General features: G+C 59.4%; 20 protein-coding genes. 8 read left to right on the forward strand and 12 right to left on the reverse strand.

Annotated elements, in window-relative coordinates; translation table 11 throughout:
* Nucleotides 1-215: 215 nt before the first annotated feature.
* Nucleotides 216-1,217 carry an NADPH:quinone reductase gene (locus HV765_RS03750; RefSeq protein ID WP_175168840.1) on the reverse strand — a complete coding sequence of 334 codons (1,002 nt, stop codon included), beginning with the start codon at nt 1,215-1,217 and terminating at the stop codon, nt 216-218.
* A 98-nt stretch (nt 1,218-1,315) separates the two neighbouring features.
* Here HV765_RS03750 and HV765_RS32160 point away from each other — a divergent pair, with 98 nt between their 5' ends.
* The gene (locus HV765_RS32160; protein ID WP_175168841.1) at nt 1,316-2,149 is read left to right on the forward strand and encodes a LysR substrate-binding domain-containing protein; all 834 of its coding nucleotides are present in this window, start codon (nt 1,316-1,318) and stop codon (nt 2,147-2,149) included.
* 270 nt (nt 2,150-2,419) lie between these two features.
* Here the strand turns inward: HV765_RS32160 and HV765_RS03760 are convergent, their stop codons facing one another.
* On the reverse strand, nt 2,420-3,070 hold the full coding sequence (locus tag HV765_RS03760) for a TonB-dependent receptor plug domain-containing protein (RefSeq protein WP_175168842.1): 651 nt from the start codon (nt 3,068-3,070) through the stop codon (nt 2,420-2,422).
* 307 nt (nt 3,071-3,377) lie between these two features.
* On the opposite strand from HV765_RS03760, the gene HV765_RS03765 reads away from it, so the two are divergent.
* On the forward strand, nt 3,378-3,863 hold the full coding sequence (locus HV765_RS03765; protein ID WP_254600434.1) for a MarR family winged helix-turn-helix transcriptional regulator: 486 nt from the start codon (nt 3,378-3,380) through the stop codon (nt 3,861-3,863).
* On the opposite strand, the gene HV765_RS03770 is transcribed toward HV765_RS03765, so the two are convergent.
* Genes HV765_RS03770 through HV765_RS03790 form a run of 5 tightly spaced genes read right to left on the reverse strand, consistent with a single transcriptional unit; the run spans nt 3,848 to nt 8,456 of the window.
* Nucleotides 3,848-4,558 (reverse strand): ABC transporter ATP-binding protein, encoded by a 711-nt coding sequence (locus tag HV765_RS03770; protein ID WP_175168843.1) that lies wholly within the window; start codon nt 4,556-4,558, stop codon nt 3,848-3,850. The genes HV765_RS03765 and HV765_RS03770 overlap by 16 nt on opposite strands.
* Entirely contained in the window at nt 4,555-5,316 is a 762-nt protein-coding gene (locus tag HV765_RS03775) for an ABC transporter ATP-binding protein (protein ID WP_175168844.1), read from the reverse strand. The genes HV765_RS03770 and HV765_RS03775 overlap by 4 nt, the downstream gene beginning before the upstream one ends.
* Nucleotides 5,313-6,320, reverse strand: a complete 1,008-nt coding sequence (locus HV765_RS03780; protein ID WP_175168845.1) for a branched-chain amino acid ABC transporter permease — start codon at nt 6,318-6,320, stop codon at nt 5,313-5,315. The genes HV765_RS03775 and HV765_RS03780 overlap by 4 nt, the downstream gene beginning before the upstream one ends.
* Before the next feature lie 28 nt (nt 6,321-6,348).
* Nucleotides 6,349-7,263, reverse strand: coding sequence for a branched-chain amino acid ABC transporter permease (locus HV765_RS03785; protein ID WP_175168846.1), 915 nt, complete (start codon nt 7,261-7,263; stop codon nt 6,349-6,351).
* Nucleotides 7,260-8,456 carry an ABC transporter substrate-binding protein gene (locus tag HV765_RS03790; RefSeq protein WP_175168847.1) on the reverse strand — a complete coding sequence of 399 codons (1,197 nt, stop codon included), beginning with the start codon at nt 8,454-8,456 and terminating at the stop codon, nt 7,260-7,262. Before HV765_RS03790 ends, HV765_RS03785 begins: the two co-directional genes overlap by 4 nt.
* A gap of 242 nt (nt 8,457-8,698) precedes the next feature.
* Here HV765_RS03790 and HV765_RS03795 point away from each other — a divergent pair, with 242 nt between their 5' ends.
* From HV765_RS03795 to HV765_RS03815, 6 genes are read left to right on the forward strand one after another with little or no spacing between them, the layout of a single operon-like run.
* Complete coding sequence (locus HV765_RS03795; RefSeq protein ID WP_175168848.1) at nt 8,699-9,676, forward strand: PDR/VanB family oxidoreductase; 978 nt, start codon at nt 8,699-8,701, stop codon at nt 9,674-9,676.
* A gap of 15 nt (nt 9,677-9,691) precedes the next feature.
* Nucleotides 9,692-11,002, forward strand: a complete 1,311-nt coding sequence (locus HV765_RS03800) for an aromatic ring-hydroxylating dioxygenase subunit alpha (RefSeq protein ID WP_175168849.1) — start codon at nt 9,692-9,694, stop codon at nt 11,000-11,002.
* Nucleotides 11,003-11,027: 25 nt separating this feature from the next.
* Nucleotides 11,028-11,564, forward strand: a complete 537-nt coding sequence (locus HV765_RS03805) for an aromatic-ring-hydroxylating dioxygenase subunit beta (protein ID WP_175168850.1) — start codon at nt 11,028-11,030, stop codon at nt 11,562-11,564.
* Nucleotides 11,561-11,848, forward strand: a complete 288-nt coding sequence (locus HV765_RS32100; protein WP_338077783.1) for an isochorismatase family protein — start codon at nt 11,561-11,563, stop codon at nt 11,846-11,848. Before HV765_RS03805 ends, HV765_RS32100 begins: the two co-directional genes overlap by 4 nt.
* A gap of 7 nt (nt 11,849-11,855) precedes the next feature.
* Nucleotides 11,856-12,185: an isochorismatase family protein gene (locus tag HV765_RS32105; protein WP_338077784.1), complete on the forward strand. Its 330-nt coding sequence runs from the start codon at nt 11,856-11,858 to the stop codon at nt 12,183-12,185.
* Complete coding sequence (locus HV765_RS03815) at nt 12,182-12,997, forward strand: SDR family oxidoreductase (RefSeq protein WP_254600435.1); 816 nt, start codon at nt 12,182-12,184, stop codon at nt 12,995-12,997. The genes HV765_RS32105 and HV765_RS03815 overlap by 4 nt, the downstream gene beginning before the upstream one ends.
* A 61-nt stretch (nt 12,998-13,058) precedes the next feature.
* Here the strand turns inward: HV765_RS03815 and HV765_RS03820 are convergent, their stop codons facing one another.
* The 5 genes from HV765_RS03820 to HV765_RS03840 all read right to left on the reverse strand — a co-directional run bounded on the left by HV765_RS03820 (nt 13,059) and on the right by HV765_RS03840 (nt 19,319).
* Nucleotides 13,059-15,242, reverse strand: coding sequence for a xanthine dehydrogenase family protein molybdopterin-binding subunit (locus HV765_RS03820; protein WP_217483332.1), 2,184 nt, complete (start codon nt 15,240-15,242; stop codon nt 13,059-13,061).
* A complete protein-coding gene (locus HV765_RS03825; protein ID WP_175168853.1) occupies nt 15,232-15,714 on the reverse strand; it encodes a (2Fe-2S)-binding protein in 483 nt (160 codons plus the stop codon). The genes HV765_RS03820 and HV765_RS03825 overlap by 11 nt, the downstream gene beginning before the upstream one ends.
* A gap of 46 nt (nt 15,715-15,760) precedes the next feature.
* A complete protein-coding gene (locus HV765_RS03830; RefSeq protein WP_175168854.1) occupies nt 15,761-16,834 on the reverse strand; it encodes an ABC transporter substrate-binding protein in 1,074 nt (357 codons plus the stop codon).
* Nucleotides 16,835-16,913: 79 nt separating this feature from the next.
* On the reverse strand, nt 16,914-17,693 hold the full coding sequence (locus HV765_RS03835) for a cyclase family protein (protein WP_175168855.1): 780 nt from the start codon (nt 17,691-17,693) through the stop codon (nt 16,914-16,916).
* A gap of 30 nt (nt 17,694-17,723) precedes the next feature.
* Nucleotides 17,724-19,319, reverse strand: coding sequence for a phytoene desaturase family protein (locus HV765_RS03840; RefSeq protein ID WP_175168856.1), 1,596 nt, complete (start codon nt 19,317-19,319; stop codon nt 17,724-17,726).
* Nucleotides 19,320-19,342: the final 23 nt, after the last annotated feature.

Here is a 19,342-nt window from a genome sequence, read left to right on the forward strand (position 1 = left end):
TGCCTCTGTTGTGATAAATGTTCCCGTCGTGCGACGTCGTGGTCACGCGATTGTCCGGACTTCCTTCAGCCGCCATGAGGACAGGCAGCAATCGGCCCAATCCGAAGCAATCACAATGCCGCCGCCCTGGAGATAGCTCCTATGGCTCTTGACGACTATGGGTTGGCTGAAGCCGTGCCGAACTTCCCCACGCCGACAAAGCTGTGTGATGGGCATCAAGCGGTGCTGGAGACGTCCAAGATCACCGCCCCGGAGCGTTGCCCACTCTCTACTATTTCGTGAGCGCGTGCGCACTCTTGAAGTGCATAGACCGCATGGACGGGTACGTCGAGCTTTCCCTGCTCTATGAGCCGATTGACGAGCTCCGCAGCCTCGGCCCTCTCCTTCGAAGTCAGTAGGTAGACCAATACAAAGTGAAGATCGATGCCCTTGAAAAGGAACTTGTAAAAAGGCAGTTCTGGTCGCGGCGTTCGCGCAGAGCCATAGGCAGCGACAGTTGCTCGATCTGAGAGCAATTCGACCAGGTTCTCCACATTGGCGCCGAACTCGACTTCGACCGCATGGTCGATCTTGCGGCCTCGGGACGCATCAAGAACATCTTGGACGAAGGTCGAACTTGCATAGTCAACAAATGCATCCGCCCCGGCGCGAACGATAACTTGCTCTGCGGCTGGGCCGTGCCCGGATGCCACTACAAAGGCGCCTGCATGTTTGGCAAACTGTACGGCGAGTCGTCCGACCATTCCAGCGCCCCCGCTGATGAGGACAGTCCGTCCTGCGAGATCACCAAAGCCTGTTGTGACATGGCATGCGGTGAGCGCCGGAATGCCAAGCGCTGCTCCGACTGTGTAGGGCGTTTTATCTGGCAAGGGAAAAACCAGACTCTCGTCAATCGCAATGTACTGCGCCGCCGTGCCACCAGGTCTTCGCCATTGACCGTTGCTAACCCAAACGCGACTGTCTCGGCTTACCCCGCTGCACCCGGGACCGCACTCGACCACGACTCCTGCTCCATCGCTATGGGGAATAACAAGAGGAAAGGCCAGCTCGCTCTTGCCTCCACGTGCACCCGCTCTGGCCTTGACATCCGAAGGGTTGACGCCCGAAGCATGCAGGTGCACAAGGACTTCGCCCCAGCCGGGCGTGGGCGTCGGCTGCTCCCCATGTAGCAGGACCTCTCGTGCAGAACCCGTGCGCTCATACCAGACAGCTTGCATAGCTTTCTCCATTGTGGGGCGAACTAAAATCGTACGCTCGGCATATCAATCCGAAAAGCGCATAATTCGCATCGGACCTATTCGATTGGAAGATTGATGTGCGAGACCTGGATATCGACCTTATCCGCTGCTTTGTGGCAGTTTCAGATGCTAGGAGTTTTACCGGAGCTGCGAAGCGCTTATGCCGATCACAATCTGCTGTGAGTACGCGTGTGCAACGGCTAGAAAGACTGCTAGGCACCGAGCTATTCTCGCGCAACAGCCGCCAAGTTACGCTTACAGCGGCCGGGGAGCAGTTTCTCAACTATGCCATGGGGCTATTGCGTCTTAACGACGAAGCGTTTGCCATGCTTGGTCGTAGCAACTTGGCCGGGTACCTACGGCTGGGTATAGTTGAGTACCTCGTTCCCCACCGACTTCCTGAGTCGTTGGCTCGAGTTCGCCGACTACTTCCCAAGGTGGAACTGAGCGTCAAGGTGGGACTCAGTGATGCAATACTCGAGGCTTTCGACGCCGGTGAACTGGACGTAGTAGTGGTAAAGGAACAAGAGGGGCGAGGCTCGCCGCGTCTGTTTCGCGAAGAGAAGCTGCTCTGGGTTGCCGATCAGCATTATGCGCACCCCCCGCCTGTGGTGCATTTGTGCTTGCTACCAGCTCCTTGTGCGTTCCGAACTGCTGCAACTTCTGCACTCAACGTGAACGCCATTCAATGGCGTGAAGCGCTAACACTGAGCAGCGTCGTCGGCATCCAGTCCTGCATCAAAGAGGGGCTCGGTATCTCAGTGCTATGTGAATCAGCATTGAAAGACGGACTCATTGCCTTGCCACAGGGCCCTGCCGGTTGGCCGGAGCTTACGGGAATGAGGATAGTGAGTTACGAGCGGAGCCCCAGTGCGCTTAGCCATGCACTAATTGACTTGCTGAAGGAGTAGCTCGGGTCAGGTTTTTCACTTGTGTCCTGAGTTAGAAGTTCGCAAGCAAAATCTCTCGACACTGGCAAGGATGTCGTCCGCAGACTTGGCCCAGTGGAAGGGCTTGGGATTGGCGTTGTTGATGTCCAGGTAGTGCTTGATGGCGACGGGTCGCTCGGTGGGTGCCGCGACGGATGTACTGCGTAGTGAGGGTGGCGAGCCAGCGCTCCACCTGATGGCGCGATCATTCGCACCCGCAAGCGATACGTGTCCAAGGCGATGGCCAAACGATCACGCCTCGGCGCAAGTCGATATGAGCGGCGCGGTACGGCCCGTTGGCGATACGAAATTCACCGTTCCACCCGGCGTATTCGCGCCGTATTCGAGCGCATTGGCACTTCGCCAGACGTCGACGTACTGCGCAGCGAGGGGGGCGATTGACTGGAAGTCGCCGCTCCCGTCGGCATGATTGAGCGGAATCCCGTCCTGATACAGAGCAAGGCCGCGCAATAGGAAGCCGCGCTGTATGCCGGATCCTCGGATGGAAAGACGTGCCTCGTCCTCGTGGCGGGTCGGAGCAAACACAGCAGGTGCAAAGGCCATGACGTTGCTCAATGTCGACGTTCGTCCCTCGGCAAACTCCGTTCGTTCCAGCAGTGACGTTCCGCCGGCTCGCAAGCCTAAAGACACTCTCGTGCGTGCTTCACGTTCACGGGCTGCAGACCGGGGGCTGATATCAGTCTCCACAGAAATATCGGGGAGTTGAATGGCAGATTCGTTGTCGGAGGCGGAAGATGTTGTCTGTGCGTAAGCATCGAACGCAGCAAGTGCTGCGACAAATGCGGTGGCAAGCCTCGACGTAGCGTAGTTGACATGTGGGCGAAAAGTTCCCACATCGTTGGGTCGCGCACGCACTGCGGCTGATGTATAGCCCACTTGCATACGCTTATTTTTCGGCACGGGACACGGCCCCGACGGATCGAGTTCTCGAATCAGATGCCGGATGTACTGAATCGATGACCAGGCGTATGTGAATGAACTACGGCATTCACATACGGCTGCGTGAGGAGTGAGGCAGGACTCAAACACAAGGTGGGCCTCGCGGAGGAAGCGGTGCGCCAATGAGCGCTGTAATTGGGAAAAGATCGTATTCCATTCAGTAGCCAAGATGAAGCGTTCGGCAGTCGAACAAGACAGCGCGCGCCAGCGTGTAAGCTAGCGGCTTTCCCATCGTGGCACGCAAGATGCCATGCACAAGGCAGTCATGACCGAGCGTTCAGATTCCGACGACAAGTGCTATTTTGCTGAGACCTACACCCCTGCGCTGCTTGCTCAGGCAAGCCAGCTGATTTCCGCCGAATTTCATGTGATCGTACAGAACAATGGGTTCACGATTTCCGACTGGCGGGTGCTGTCGACGCTGTCGAGCGGAAAACCGATGAGCATCGGCGAACTGGCGCAGATTTCGGTCACGAAACAGTCGACCGTGACGCGACTGCTGGACCGTCTGGAATCGCAGGGGTACGTGAAACGTCTCCCGCATGCGTCGGATCGCCGCATTACCCTGATTACCGCGACCCCACGAGGAAAGCGGATGACGGCCAGCCTCATCACCGAAGCCAAGGCGCATGAAGACATTGTCCTTGCGCCGCTCGGAAAGGAAAAATCGGACGAACTTCGCGCAACGCTGCGCCTGTTGATCAAGCTGCATCGGACACCTCAGACGCCGATATAACGCTCCCATAGCGTACGGTCATCGGCCAGCGCCTGACTTGGACCTTCCCAAACGACTCTTCCGCGTTCGATGATGGTGTGGCGATCGGCGACGGTCACGAGCCGGTCCACATACTTGTCGACGACGAGAATTGTCTGACCCTCTGCTCGCAGCGTGCGAAGACAGGTCCAGATCTCTTCCCTGATGAGCGGCGCCAGTCCTTCCGTTGCCTCATCTAGAATCAAGAGATACGGGTTGGTCATCAATGCACGACCGATCGCGACCATCTGTTGCTCACCGCCCGACAGCTGATTGCCCATGTTCCGCCGTCGCTCTTTCAATCGTGGAAACAGGTCGTAGATGCCGTCGAGTGTCCACGGCTGGCGTGTGCTGTTCCGGTTGGCACTGAACGCCACCAAGTTCTCTTCCACAGACAGATTGGCAAAGATGCGTCTCCCCTCGGGCACTACGGCTATACCCATGCGGGCGATCTTGTCCGCCGACAGCCGCTCGATCGCATGACCTCGGAATCGGATCGACCCAGCCTGCGACTTGGTCAGCCCAAGCACCGACCGGATCGTGGTGGTCTTGCCCATTCCGTTACGTCCGAGCAAGGTTGCGACCTGGCCCCCCGCAATGGTCAGGCCGATGTCGGCGAGAATTCGACTGCGTCCATACGACGTATGGACGCCGGTCACCTCCAGCAAAGCACTCATGCCATCACCTGTTTGGATTCGTCACCTAGATACGCCTTGCGCACTTCGGGATGGCGCCGTATCTCGTCCGGGGTGCCCGTGGCAATGACCCGACCGAACACCAGCGTCGAGATGCGGTCCGCGACCTTGAAGACGGCGTCCATATCGTGTTCGACCAACAGGATCGTGACGGAGCGTTTGAGTCCCATGAACAGTTCGACGAGTTGCCCGGATTCTTCGTGACCCATGCCCGCCATCGGCTCGTCGAGCAGCATCACTTTCGGGCGCATAGCCAGTGCGAGCCCAATCTCGAGCTGCCGCTGTTCCCCATGGGAGAGCACGGCGGCGGATTGCCCCAGCTTGTTGCCAAGCCCGACCCGAATGCCCAATTGTTCCGCCTCTTCGAGCCTAGCCTGGACGGACGATGCCCGTCGCCACATTCCAAGCGTCTCGCGGGTACGACCCTGGATCGCGATCGTCAGGTTCTGATGAACAGAGAAAGGCTTGAAAATACTGGTGATCTGATACGACCGGACCAAGCCCTGCCGTGCCCGTTGATCGATGGACGAGCCCGTCACATCCTCGCCCCGGAAGAAAATACTGCCACTGGTCGGTACCAGGGCGCCGGACAACTGGTGGATCAACGTCGTCTTGCCCGCACCATTCGGGCCGATCAGCGCGTGAATATCCCCTTCCAATACGTCCAGGCAGGCCTTGTCGGTCGCCAACACGCCACCGAAGCGCTTGACCAGATTGTCGACACGCAGGACCGTGCTCATTTGGACGCCCTCTTCAGAACCCGTCGGGAGATTCCCTGCGGTGCCACCAGCACTGCCACGAGCAGAACAACGCCCATTGCCAGCTGCCAGTGCTCGGTGTATCCCGAAAGACCTTCTTCCAGGACACCATAGATGACGGCACCGATGATGCCACCGTAAAGATGCCCTGCGCCGCCGAGGATCACCATGACCATCAGGACGCCCGACTGAGTCCAGTGCATGAGCGAGGGGCTGACGAAGCCGGACTGATGGGCAAGCAGGGCGCCGCTCAAACCCGCCAGGGCGCCAGCGATCACGAACGCAATGAGTTTGTGCCTGAACGTGCTGACGCCCAGGGATGCCACGCGCGTTTCATTGATGCGTATTGCTTCAAGAATGTGCCCAAAATTCGCGTTAACCAGCCGCTGAACGAAGATCACGACTGCGGCGAGCATCAGCACGGCAACGTAGTACAGCGCTGTGTCGTCCAGGGGCTCCATGACAGGCCACATCGACCCGCGCGAGCTTAATGGCAATCCGTCCTCTCCACCTAGGAACTTGAGCGAGATCGCCACGTAGTACAACATTTGTGCGAAGGCCAACGTGATCATGATGAAATAGACACCTTGCGCCCGCAAGCTGATGACTCCGATGACTGACGACACCGCGGCGCCCAGACCCATTGCAACAGGGAGCGCAACCCAGAGCGAACTGACGTTGTTCATCATCATGGCTGCTGCGGCATATGCACCCACGCCCATGAATGCGGCATGACCGAAACTGACCATGCCGCCAAAGCCCAGGATGAGGTTCAGACTGGATGCCGCCATGGCATAGATGAGCACGCGCGTGATCGGCGAAAGGAAATACTCCTGCCCATAAAAATGCGCGGCGATGGGAAGTAGAAGAAGACCCAGGAGGAGGGGAGCGGTAACGGCAGCACTCAATGAGTGTGACGTGGCACCCGACACGGAAAGCAAGGGCGTTGCCGTTGGTGTCGCGGCTGGTATTGAAGCTGCTTGCATGGTGGTGTTCTCGGTAATGTCACAACATCTAGGCGCCAACGGGGAACAGTCCCTTCGGTTTCCAGAACAGGATCGCTGCCATCAGCAAATAGATAAGAATGGCTGCCAGAGCAGGTGCAACGCTGGAAGCCACCTCCGGACCAAAACCGCTGAATAATGAAGGAATGATCGCGCGGCCCAAGGTGTCGATCATGCCGACCAGCAACGATCCGACGAACGCGCCGCGCACCGAGCCAATGCCGCCGATGACAACGACCACGAATGCCAGAATAAGAATGCTCTCGCCCATGCCGACCTGCACGGCGAGCAAGGGGCCGAGCATGCCGCCAGCAAGGGCACACAGCGCAGCACCACAGGCGAACAAGCCACTGAACATCCAGGACACCTTCGCGCCCATGGCCACGGCCATTTCCCGGTCCGCCGCGCCTGCCCGGACTTTCATGCCGATTCGCGTCTTGGCAATGAGCACGTATAGTGCGGCGGCAACAACGGCGCCCACCGCCATGATTGCCAGACGGTAGGCGGGGTATTCGAAGCCCGGAAAGAGTTCGACCGGGCCCGCGAGCGATGCAGGTGGGTTGAAGGTAATGGGCTGCGGCCCCCAGAGAATTCGCACCGACTCGTTCGCGATCAGAATGATGGCGAACGTACCGAGCACTTGGGACAGATGATCCCGCTTGTACAGCTGCCGCAATATGGTCATTTCCAGCAGTACGCCCACACATGCTGTCAGGCCGATTCCCAGCAGCATGCCCAGCCAGAAGGAATCCAGCGCCTGTGCCAATGTCGCTATCAGATACGCCCCGATCATGTACAGCGACCCATGCGACAGGTTGACGAGATCCATGATGCCGAAGACCAACGTGAGACCGGCGGCAAGCAGGAAAAGCATCAACCCGAACTGGATGCCGTTGAGCGTCTGCTCAAGAACGATCATGTTCATTTCATCTTGCATTCGGCTGCGAACGCATCCTTGTGATTGGCGAGCACGGTGCCGATCAGCCGATTGCCGAGCGTGCCGCCTGGGAGGGCCTGGACCTGGCGCATGTAGATGTTCTGGATTGGAAATTGGTTGGTGTTGAATGCGAACTGACCGCGTACCGAGGCAAAGTCGGCACTTTTCAGTGCGGCGCGAAATGCCTCCTTGTCCGTAACATTGCCACCGGTCTTTCGTACCGCGCTATCAATCAGGCGGGCCACATCGTAGGATTGCGAGGCATACAGCGTCGGCATGCGGCCGTACGTCATGTTGAAGTCCTTCACAAATCGCTTGTTGGCCTCGTTATCGAGGTCGAATGCCCATTGCGACGCATTGAACAATCCGGTCAGCGGTGCTCCTACCGATTTGATGACGTCTTCGTCAGCTGAGAATCCGGTGGTCAATATGGCCATCTGTTTCTCCAGACCCGCCGCATTGAACTGTTTGATGAAGTTGATGCCCAGGCCGCCCGGCAGGAAGTAGAACACCGCGTCGGGCTTGAGTGACCGCAATCTTGCCAGTTCTGCCGAGTAATCGAGCTGGTCGAGCTTGGTGTAGATCTCGTCTGCGATCTTCCCGTTGTACAGACGCTTGAATCCGTTGATCGACTCGCGGCCGCCTGGATACGCAGGCGCTACGACAGCAACCGTCTTGTAGCCCTTTTCACTTGCAAATTTTCCCATCGCGGCAGGCAGATCTTCGGCCTGCCAGGCGACGGCAAAGAAATGCGGATCGCATTTTTCGCCGGCGTAATCCTGGGGTCCGGTATTGGGCGAAATATAAATTGTGCGGCTCTGCAGGATCTGCGGAAGAACAGGCAACAGCACGTTGGAAAAAGCCATGCCAGTGATCAGGTCCACCTTGTCTCGCTTGATCAGGCGATCCACCGTTTTGCGAGCCGCCCGCGGATCCTGATGATCGTCGACGATGGTCATGTCGACATCCATGCCGCCCAGCTTGCCGCCGGAATGCTTCAGACCCAGATTGAAGCCGTCACGGATTTCGTTTCCGATCACGCTGCCCGGACCGGACAGCGTGGTCAGGAAACCGATCTTCAGTGTGGCGGCAGTTGCTGCGAACGATGTGCCGCACAGGACGCCCGCAGTAAGGAGGGCAGCCGGCAAACGAGTCAAGCGGCAGAAAGGCGTTGTTGTCATGTCAGTGTTCCGAAGATGCGAGTTGATCCCTGCGACCTATTTGACGGACGGCCCATTCTGGCGAAGGCACTGCTGCAGTGCTATCCAGATCTTGCAGACGTCGGCGGCAACTTATCCGTCACTTGCTGTCCGGCGCAATCGGCGGCCATGCAAGGACAAATGCCGGCGATCACTGGATATTGCGCGATGAAGGGCGGCGGGATAATTCACCACCGTCTGGCGCTCAGCGCTGCTGGCGTCACATGAAACGCGGAGGCAATGTGGGGAGCACGATCGTTTTGCGCATAGAGCGGGCAGAGGCGATCACGTCAAGAGTGCGTCGGCTGGTGCTGGTCGCAACCGATGGTGCGCAGCTCGAATCGTTTGCGCCTGGCTCGCATATCGAGCTTCATGTACCCGCGTCGGGAAGCCGTCCGCTGATGCACCGTGCCTATTCGCTGGTGCGACCTCATACCCCTGGAAACGCCTACGAGATCGCGGTTCAGCTCGAAGGTCAGGGCACGGGCGGATCCCGGTGGGTGCATGAATTGTCGGTCGGCCAGACGGTTGCCGCGTCTTCGCCAAGAAACGACTTTCCCATGCGGGGAATGGACTCCCGGCCGCTGTTGATCGCGGCAGGAATAGGCATCACACCGATCCTGTGCATGGCCCTCGACCTGCAGCGCCAGGGAAAACAATTCGATCTGCATTACGTCGCCCGAGAGCCAAGCGATGCCGCGTACGCCGACGAGGTGAGGGCGCTACCGAACGCACATTGCTGGTTCGACGGCGGCGATCCATCCAAAGGCATTCCTTTACGCAAGGCAATTGGCGCCTCGCAATCCGGGCGGCATCTGCATGTGTGCGGGCCTAAAGGCTTCATCGCTGCAACTCTGGACGCAGGCCGCGAGCTTGGATGGTCTGAAGATCATCTGCACTGCGAACTATTTACCGGAAGCTTGCCTGTAGGTGGCGACCGCCCGTTTGTAGTGGAGCTCAGGCAAACCGGGATGACTGTCGACGTTGTCGCAGGGCAATCCATCATGGAAGCCATGGAGGCTGCCGGAATCGACACGATGTTCGATTGTCGTCGTGGCGACTGCGGCATCTGTACCGCTCAAGTCATAGAAGGGCAGGCCGAGCATCGGGATTCCTGCCTGAGCAGCAGGGAGCGCGAGGCGGGCAGTATCTGTATCTGCGTCTCGCGATCGATGTCGGAAAAACTGGTGCTGGACCTCTAACTCAGGGAGAACTCAATGAGGCTTACCAACGAAGCGCTGGCTGGACTCGTAAGAGAAGATAGCGTGCACAAGAGTGTGTACACGGACCCCGACATCTTTGCGCTGGAGATGCAGCGGATCTACGGCAAAGCCTGGGTCTACGTCGGTCACGAAAGTCAGGTGGCCACAGCAGGTGATTATCTGGCCACCCGTATCGGGGACCAGGATGTAGTCATGGTTCGTTCACAGAGCGGCGCAATCAATGTGGTCTACAACCGCTGTCCGCACAAGGGTGCGAAGCTGGTTGGCGAAGGATGTGGCAACACCGGAAAGTTCTTCCGATGTCCCTACCATGCATGGACGTTCAAGCTGGATGGCAGCCATTTTTCGCTTCCGTTGCGCAATGGTCTCGAAGGCACCAATTACGACCCGGAAAACCCTGACTTCTCGATGAAGAAGCTCGCCCGTGTCGACACCTACCGCGGCTTCGTGTTTGCAAATCAATCCGAAACGGGCCCGGACCTCAAGACGTTTCTGGGCGGCGTCGCGTCCTCGATCGACAACCTGTGCGACCGTTCGCCGGTAGGCGAGGTCGAAGTGGCAGGGGGCGTGTTTCGTGTACTCCAGTTCTCCAACTGGAAAGTCTTCTACGAAAACCTGCACGACACGATGCACGCTCGCGTCACCCATGAATCGTCGTTTGTTGCTGCACGCGAGCAGGCAGCCGAAATCGGCGAAATGCCTTTCGAGCTGTTGATCATGGATGGCAACGGCGAGCCCTACGACTTCTGGGAGAAGCTGGAACTGCGCGCATTCGAGAACGGCCATGGATACATGGAAGGCATCTTCGACCCCAAAGCGGCCACCCGGGACCCCGTCACGCGCGAACATTTCCAGACGCTCGTCACCGCCTATGGCGAAGAGCGCGCGAAAGAGATTTTTTGCATGAATCGCCACAACACCGTGATCTACGGCAGCGGCGCACCTCACAACGTGTTCCAGCAGTTCCGCGTGATCCGACCCATGGCAGTGGATCGGACCATGGTTGAGATCCAGACGTTTAGGCTCAAGGGCGCACCGACGTCGGTCTTCGATCGGGCACTGACCTATGCGAATCTGATCAATTCGCCTTCATCGAATGTCATGCCCGACGACGTCGAGGTCTACCGACGGTGTCAGGAAGGCAATAACACCAACGGTGGCGATTGGATCAGCCATCATCGCTATGTTGGCACCGACAAACAGCTTGCTGATGGCATGGTCTCGACAAACGGCACGAGCGAGCTGCCCATGCGAAATCAGTTCCGCGCGTGGCGCGAATTCATGGTCGGCGACGTAAACGTCTGACGCACCGGCAAACAGGAGAAGAATCGTGGTGTTGCTTGATCGCAGTTTCGACGTATCGATAGTGCCGCATGCCAAGGTATCGCTTGTCGGTGAACCACTGGACGTGCTTTCGCAATTCATTTTCGACGAAGCCCAGTTTCTGGATGACGGTGCTTTTGAGTCGTGGTTGCACTTGTGGGACGAAGACGGCAGGTATTGGGTACCGCGCTTTCACAAGCAGGTCGACCCGTTCGAACAGGTTTCCCTGTTCTGGGAAGACAAGATGCTTCGTGAGTTACGGGTGCGCCGCATCTCCAATCCCCGCAACTGGTCGCAACAACCGCCCACCCGCACCAATCATCTGGTGGGCGGCGTCAGCGCCCTGGGTTTGGATGCCGCGGGCCGACTGATCGTGCGGTCGAGCCTGAACTTCACGGAATGGCGGCTCGAGCAACGGATGCTGGCTGCCACCGTGCATCACAAACTCGTTCCAACCGAGTCAGGCGGGTGGCGCATCTACATGAAGCGCGTCGATCTCACCAACTGCGATGCCACGTTCGCCAACCTTGAGGTGTTCATTTGAGTGACGTCGGGGTTGCGCTTCTTGCGCTGCATTTTCAGAACGATGTGCTGCACGCCGACGGCAAAATCCGCGTCGGCATCGACGATGACAGCCGTCGCGCCGACTTGATCGACAACGCACGTCGTTTGCTGGCTGACGCCAGGAAACTCGGCTGGTTGATTGTGCACGTGCGGGTTGCCTTCCGACCCGATTACGCGGATCTTCCGCGGAACATGCCCATTTTTGCTCGTGTTGCCGAGATCGGCGCGGTGCAGGATGGTTCGTTGGGGGGCGGAGTTTTTTGATGTCCTGGTGCCCCTGTTCAATGGCAAGGAGTTCGTTGTTACCCACAAGAGCATCAGCGCATTTCGTGGCACTCACCTGGACATTCTGCTGCGTCAGTGCCGCATTGGCCAGGTGGTCGCGGCAGGTGTGGCAACGCACTCTGTCGTCGAAGGCACGGTGCGCGACGCCGCAGAACACGGCTATCACGTCACCGTCATGGCCGATGCCTGCACGGCAGCATCTCGAACGGCACACGATGCCGCGCTTGCTTCCATGGTGCTGATGGCCGACGTCACGACATTCGGGTCTGGCGCATGGCGCGTTTTGACTCACCCAACTCAAGAAGGTCTTGCATGAAAGACACGGTCAACAAGCTAGCCGGCAAGGTCGCGCTGGTTACGGGCGCGACGAGTGGACTCGGCTTGGAGATCGCCCGGGAAATAGCCGCCGCGGGCGCCGCTGCGGTATTCGTGGCCGGTCGGGTTAGCGTGGCCGGACAGGCCGTCGTCGATGCCATCGGGCCGTCGGCGTATTTAATGGTATTGGACATTACCGACGACGATGCCCTGGACCGATGCGTCGAGCGTATCGTGGCGCAATGCGGTCGGATCGACATCCTGATCAATTGTGCTGCGATCTACGAAGACGCGGGCTTGGCATCATCACGTGCCCAATGGCACAGCACCCTGGATGTCAATCTCGTGTCAGCCGCAGTATTGACCGGCAAGGTGGCGCCCCACATGCCGCCAGGCAGCACCGTGGTCAATCTGTCGAGTACTGGCGGCAAGTTCGGCGCCGCAGGGCGTGCCGTGTATCCGGCTTCCAAGGCGGCCTTGCTTCAGATCACCAAGAACTTCGCAGTCGAATTGGCCCCAGCGGGCATCCGGGTCGTGTCGGTGTCGCCGGCGTGGACATGGTCGCCCATGCTGGCCAAGGTGAGCGGGGGATCTATCGAAGTAGCCGACCGCGTGGGCGCGGCTCTCCATCCGCTTGGTCGAGTCGGCCGTGGCGAAGAGATAGCAAAGGCGGTGGTCTTTGCGGTCAGCCCTGAAGCATCGTGGATTACCGGCACCGACATTGCAGTAGATGGCGGTTTTTCCTGCCTGGGCCCCGATCAGGGAATGTCAGCCCCGCGCTGGTTCGACAAGCTTGCGCACTCGCCAACGTAGTCCGTTGTCAAGGGTCGGCTCACTGTGGTTACAGGGGCGTGACGCCCCTGTTTTTCCAGACTTATACGGTTGCAGGGAAGGGGAGCGTGTAGAGGCGACGGCCGGTCAATTGGGCGAGCGCGTTTGCGACCGCGGGCGCCAATGGCGGAAGTCCAACCTCACCAATGCCCTCCGGCGGATTGTCGGTAGGTATGACTTCGACATGAACCAGAGGTGTGCCGTTGGCTCTGAGTATCGGATAGCTGTGCAGATTTTGCTGCTGGGCCTGGCCGCCCTTGTAGTCGAGCTTTTCCCCCAGCGCAGCCGACAGTCCATACAACGCCGACCCCTCGATCTGGGTCTTGATGTTGGCAGGACTGATCGCGTGTCCACAGTCGACTGCTGCCCACACCTCGTGTACCACGATCCTGCCTTCGGCAATCGACACGTCGACGACCATGGCAATGAAACTCTCATAGGCATCCGAAAACGCGAGGCCCAGTGCGTGGCCCGCTCCTCGACTGGCAGGGTAGTTCGCCATCTCTGCCGTTCTGCGCAGAACGGCTTGCGCGCGCGGCGAGGCGCGCAACATGTCGAGTCGGTATTGCAAGGGGTCTTTCTTCAGATGCGCCGCGATCTCGTCGAGCAGGGTTTCCGCTGCGAACTTCGTATAGCTCGGGCCCACCCCACGCCAATAGCCAACATCGATCCCACGCTTTTCCGGCAGGTGTTCTGCCAGCTGATTCGGGATGTCGTAGACATTCTCGCTGCCTTTCATGACGGTCGGATCCTTGCCTCCGGTGGCGTCATACAGCGCCGGTGCAAGTCGGATGGTTGCGCCTTCGCTCGTGACACGATGCCTCCATCCGACAATGCGTCCGTCTGCATCCAGGCCGGCGCTCAGGTGTTGGGCAGTCATGGGCCGCGGCTTGGAGCGCTGAAAATCGTCTTCGCGCGTCCAGATCACCTGTATGGGTGTGTCGGGCATCTGCTTGGCGATGAGCACCGCATCAATGGCAAAATCCACTTCGGCCCGACGCCCGTACCCCCCGCCCAGCAACGTGATGTTGACCTTCACGTTCTCGGGTTTGAAGCCTGACTGGATGGCGACCCCGAGCACGCCACTCGGGATCTGGGAAGGCGCCCAGATCTCGATCTTGTCGCCTTGGACCCAGGCGGTGCAATTCATGGGTTCGAGAGTCATCTGCGCCATGTGCGTCGACCGGTAGGTCGCGGTGAACGTGCGAGCCGCGCCATTGATGGCAGCCTGCGCATCGCCGCGCTTGTTCCACGTCGTTCCGGCCTCTGTCATTTGCTTCGCACGCGCGACGTATTCGGTCATGACCTCGTCGCTATCGTAGGAACGACCGGGTGCGTCGTGGCTCCAAGTTACAACCAGCAGATCTCGCGCTTTCTTTGCCGTCACGAATGAGTCGGCTACGACCGCCACCCCATACGGCAATGTGATGACTTTCTTGACGCCACTGACCGCCTCAGCCTCCGTACTATCGACCGATAACGGTTTTTCACCCTGAACCTCGGCGTACTTGACGGCCGCCCACCCCATGCCTGGCAGCCGAACGTCGATACCGAAGATAGCACTTCCGTCGGATTTGGACGGGACATCGATTCGTGGAACATCCTTGCCGATGAGTGTGAAGGCCGACATCGGCTTGAGCATGCTCTTGTCGACGACGGGCAGAGTCGTTGGCGCCTTTGCGACTTTTGCAAGTTCGCCGTACGTCATGCGGCGATTGCTGGACTCGTGGATCAGCGTGCTCTTTTCGGCGCGGACTTCCGTTGGGGGCACGCCCCAGATGTCGGCGGCGGCCTGCTCCATGACCCTTCGCGCCTGAAGTCCCGCAAGTCGAAGCGGCAGGTAGTAGCCGCGAACCGTGCGAGATGAGCCCGTGACCATCGCGCCGCCAAAACCCGGGTTGCCGAATGTCCCTGGATTCACGGGAGATTGTTCAACCCTTACAGTGCTCCAATCGACTTCCATCTCTTCGGCCAACACCGTGGGCAACGACGTCATCGTGCCCTGGCCCATTTCGGCAGCAGGCGAATAGATGGTGACCGTGTTGTCCGAGGCAATGCTGACCCACGCGACCGGGCTGAACACCGAGGCCGCCTCGGGGGCAAGTGCGCTTGCCGGTTCGGGCGCCTGTTCGGCATCCCGCCATTTCCACGCGCCGAATGCGACACCAACGGCTGCGACGCCAGATCCGGCGATGAACATGCGGCGGGTAATTCTGCTATTTGGCATTCATCGCTCCGGAATCCGTCGTCTTGCCCGCACTTATCACGGCCGAAGCGATCTGGTTGTAAGTTGCGCAGCGGCACAGGTTGCCTTGCATCTTCTCGAGTACGTGGGCGCGCACCAGCGGCACAGTGGCCGCCGCGATCACGTTCGCGGCGGTCATCAGCTGACCGGACTGGCAATAACCGCACTGCGGAACTTGATGGTCGATCCAGGCCTCGTACAGACGCTTGCCGATATCCGTCCTGACCAGGCCTTCGATGGTCATGATGTCGGCACCGGCCACGGTCGATACCGGCAATACACAGGACCGCGTCGGTTGCCCATTTATGTGCACCGTGCATGCACCGCACTGCGCGACCCCGCATCCGAACTTCGTGCCGGTCAGTTTCAGTTCGTCTCTGAGCACCCATAGCAAAGGCTTGTCGGCGGGAGCCTGCACCGAAACCTTCTGACCATTCACCGAGAAATCAACCATCCGTGTCCCTTGTGTGTTGATCGTGCGAACGTGCGCGCGGGTCCTGCTAGGTAGTCGCTTGCGAACGCTGCGACTGTTCTACCATCCGTTTTGCTTCCGCCAGCGGCTCGGGCTTGATCCAATCGTCGATCGAGAAATCTCTCTGGATGAAGCCATGTCGCAACATGAAGTCCTTGCGCACTTCCAGGGCTTGCACCAGCTCTGGGTCAAGCGTGGGTGCCAGGCAGGCATGGACGTCGTCGCCGAAGGCGTAAGGCACCCATTCATCGGCCACCGATACTTCGCGGGCGATGATGGCCTGAGCTTCGTGCTTGTGTTCGCGTGCCCAATCAGCAGCACGCAGCAGTTGGGCCAGGTACCGAGCGACGAGATCCGGGCGTTCGCGCACGAGTTCACCGCTGACCGTCAAGACATTCGGCGTGCCGTTGTTGATCGCAACACGGCGGTCGGGGTGGTGGTTCAAGTCCGCCACCACGGTTGCATCCAGGAACGCCTGCAAGGCAGGGCCTGCCGATCCATAGTTGTAGAGTGCATCGACTTCACCGCGAATCAGTGCAAAGGTTTCCGCTCTGGCAGAGCTTGCGTACTGCCTGGCATCGAACAGGGCGCCGGTATCGGATGTGGTCAATTCACCGATGTATGGTTCTTCGATTGGAAGGTCGACCAGCTCGACGTCGTTTTCGGACAGACCGACCGTCGCCAAGGCCTGAAGAAAGCCCTGGAGGGCCGACACCCGCCAGAAATCCATCTTTTCGTTGACGCGCCTGGGAAGCGCCAGACGTTTCCCCTTCAGGTCGGCAAGCGAGCGGACGCCCGTACTCGGAAGGCTCAAAATCGACTGATACTGTGGCAGCCAGGTGAGTCCGACCACAACGACGTCCTGTCCCTGCGAGCGTGACCAGATCGGAGGGGCATTGCCCCCGTGACGGAAGGAATTTGCCTGCTTGTGATTGAAGTGCGACTCACGCACCGAACGGTCAGCCGAGGCTCTGAGCGATCTCACTGCGATCGAATCGGTCGCGAATTCTTCGTCCAGCCAACCGTTACTGATGGCGATGGCCGACGCCGTCGGTACCGGGCAGCGGGTGTACCAGATGGTGTCAATGGAAGTGTTCGTCATGGGGAAACTCTCTATCGATCTGTCATGGAGGAATGAAAACCCGCGTCCATGTTACTGATGCATGCAGGCGGCAAGGACGTCATGGAACGAGAGCCAGCACACGCAGGGGGGATCCCGATCCGCGCTGGATCTTCAATGGCGCAGCAATGATAATCGCGCCGGTGGGTGGCAATGCGCCGAGGTTGGTGAGGCACTGCAGGCCAAGCTTATTGGCGCCATGCATCAGCGTGTGGCAAGGATAGGGAAGCGGCCACCCATAGGCCTGCCCTGCATCGGTGTTGATGGTTTCGACGCCAAAGCCACGCACGTTGCGCTCTTTGATCAGCCACTCGACGGCGTCCTGAGTCGGGCCCGGCGTGTGAGCGCCGTCCTCCTGCATGTTCATGAACGCGGCGGCATCAGGAAGGCGTTTGTGCCAATCGGTGCGAAACAGCACCCATGAGTCCGCCGTGATCGTGCCGTAATCGGCTTCCCACCCCAGCAGGAAGTCGACAGTCAGGTTCCAATCCGCATTACCGGCGACTTCCTTGCTTGCATCGATTACCACGGCAGCGCCAATGAAGCGGCCCACGTCGATCGTGTCGACGGTGTTGCGGGGGTGATCTTTTCCGCTTACCCAATGCGCAGGCGCATCAAGGTGCGTGCCAGTGTGCTCGCCGCAGCTGAAGTTGTTCCAGTACCAGGCAGGTCCGGCGTCATCGTATTGGGATACCTGTTCGATCTTGAATGCCCCCACTTGCCCGAACTGCGCCGGCAGTTGCAATGTCGGGAATTCGGGCGACAAAGTATGCGTCAGATCGACGATCTTTACGTTCCCGCTGCTCAGTTCGCGAATCAGCTGTCCAAGAGTTTCGCTCATGTGACTAGGCCTCCTCGCCCGATATCGAAGTCATGTCGCTCCCAGTGCCGTGGCAACGTGGAACCCAGAAGTTCCTCCGAGTCCTGGACCTGGGTGCGTCGAGGCACCGATGTGCCAAAGATGTTTGATGGGTGTGGTGTGGTTGCGCGTGGCGCGCATCGGGCGCCACAGGAAGGACTGGTCCAGGCTGCAATCGCCGCCATACGGATCGCCCCCCACCAAATTCATGTTCAATTTTTCGAGATCCGGTGGTGCCAGCACCGCCCGGCCGAGAATGCTGGCCTGAAGGTTGGGGATGTGCTTACCTATCATCTCCACGATGCGATCGGCATAGGCCTCGCGGAGGGCGGGCGTCCACCCATCCGACGCCGACACCTGCAGGGTTCCAGCAGCATCGCCGGTCGGATGTCGCGGGCACTCCGGCAGCTGGATCCAGAGAATCTGGCGGCCTTCCGGCGCGCGGGTCGGATCGAGTACGGTCGGCTGCGCGATGCAGATGGTCGGCTCCGCGGGCAGCAAGCCGCGTTCGGCTTCATTGATCGCCCGTGACAGGGCGTCGACGCCGCCTGTCAGATGTACGTAGCCAACCTTGCTCATTTCCGGCGCATGCCACTGCGGCGCCTCTGACAGCGCCAGGTGGATCTGCATATTGCCTTTGCCATAGCGCCATGCCGCAGCTTGATCTTTGACGACCCTCGGCAAAGGTGTGTCCGCTGTCAGCCGGCCGTACAGCTGGGTTGGCGTGACGTTGCAGATGACATGCTCGGCATAGAGGGTGCGGCCGTCCGCGAGAGCTACACCGCACGCCGTGCTGCCTTGCACCAGGACTCGTACGACGTCTGCCGAGGTCTCCAGGCTGCCACCAGCTTCCGCAATGATGCGTTCGAACGCTTTGACGGTGTTGGCGTTGCCACCCTTCACCATGGGAATACCCACTCCTTCGAGCGTCATGGCGATGACTTCAAGCATCAGTCCTGACAGTGGAGCGTCGGGACCAAGGCCGCAATGCAGCACCCACGGTGCCAGCAGCGCCGCAGTCAGGTCGGACCCGAACGTATCTCCCAGCCACGCACGGGCGGGAGTCAACGATGTGCCGACAAAGCTCGTGAAAGCGCTCGGGCCAAGCTGCCACGCACTTTTGGCCACCGTACGAAGCGTGGACAGCTTCCAGAGTTCGCTGCCGAGCAGGCCAAACACGAGCGGTGATTGCGCCGCCAGACGCTCCAACCCCGCGGCATATGCCATCCCGTCGCCTTCGTGAAGCGCATTGAACGCCGTCACGTTGTCGGATCGGGAAGTCCTCAATGCAAGGTGCCGCCCATCAGGAAGTACAACGCCCGTCGGAAGGTCCGTATTGCAGTACTCCAGCCCTGCCGCATGAAGCGCCTTTCCCAGGGCGGCGTACGCCGGACCGACGACGAACAGGGGGTGGGCGGTCGACAGCGTATCGTGATGGAAGCCTGGAAGTGTCAGCTCGTCGGTGCGTATGCATCCGCCTAACCGCGATTCGCGTTCCAGCACCTTGACGCGACGCCCGCTACGGGAAAGCATCGCTGCGCACACCAGCGAATTGATACCGCTGCCCACGACGATGGCATCGAACTTTTGATTGGATGATCTGTTCATGATCAGATCATCGCGCGCTCCCT

The organism is Achromobacter kerstersii (genome assembly GCF_902859595.1).
GTDB classification, from domain to species: domain Bacteria; phylum Pseudomonadota; class Gammaproteobacteria; order Burkholderiales; family Burkholderiaceae_B; genus Achromobacter; species Achromobacter kerstersii.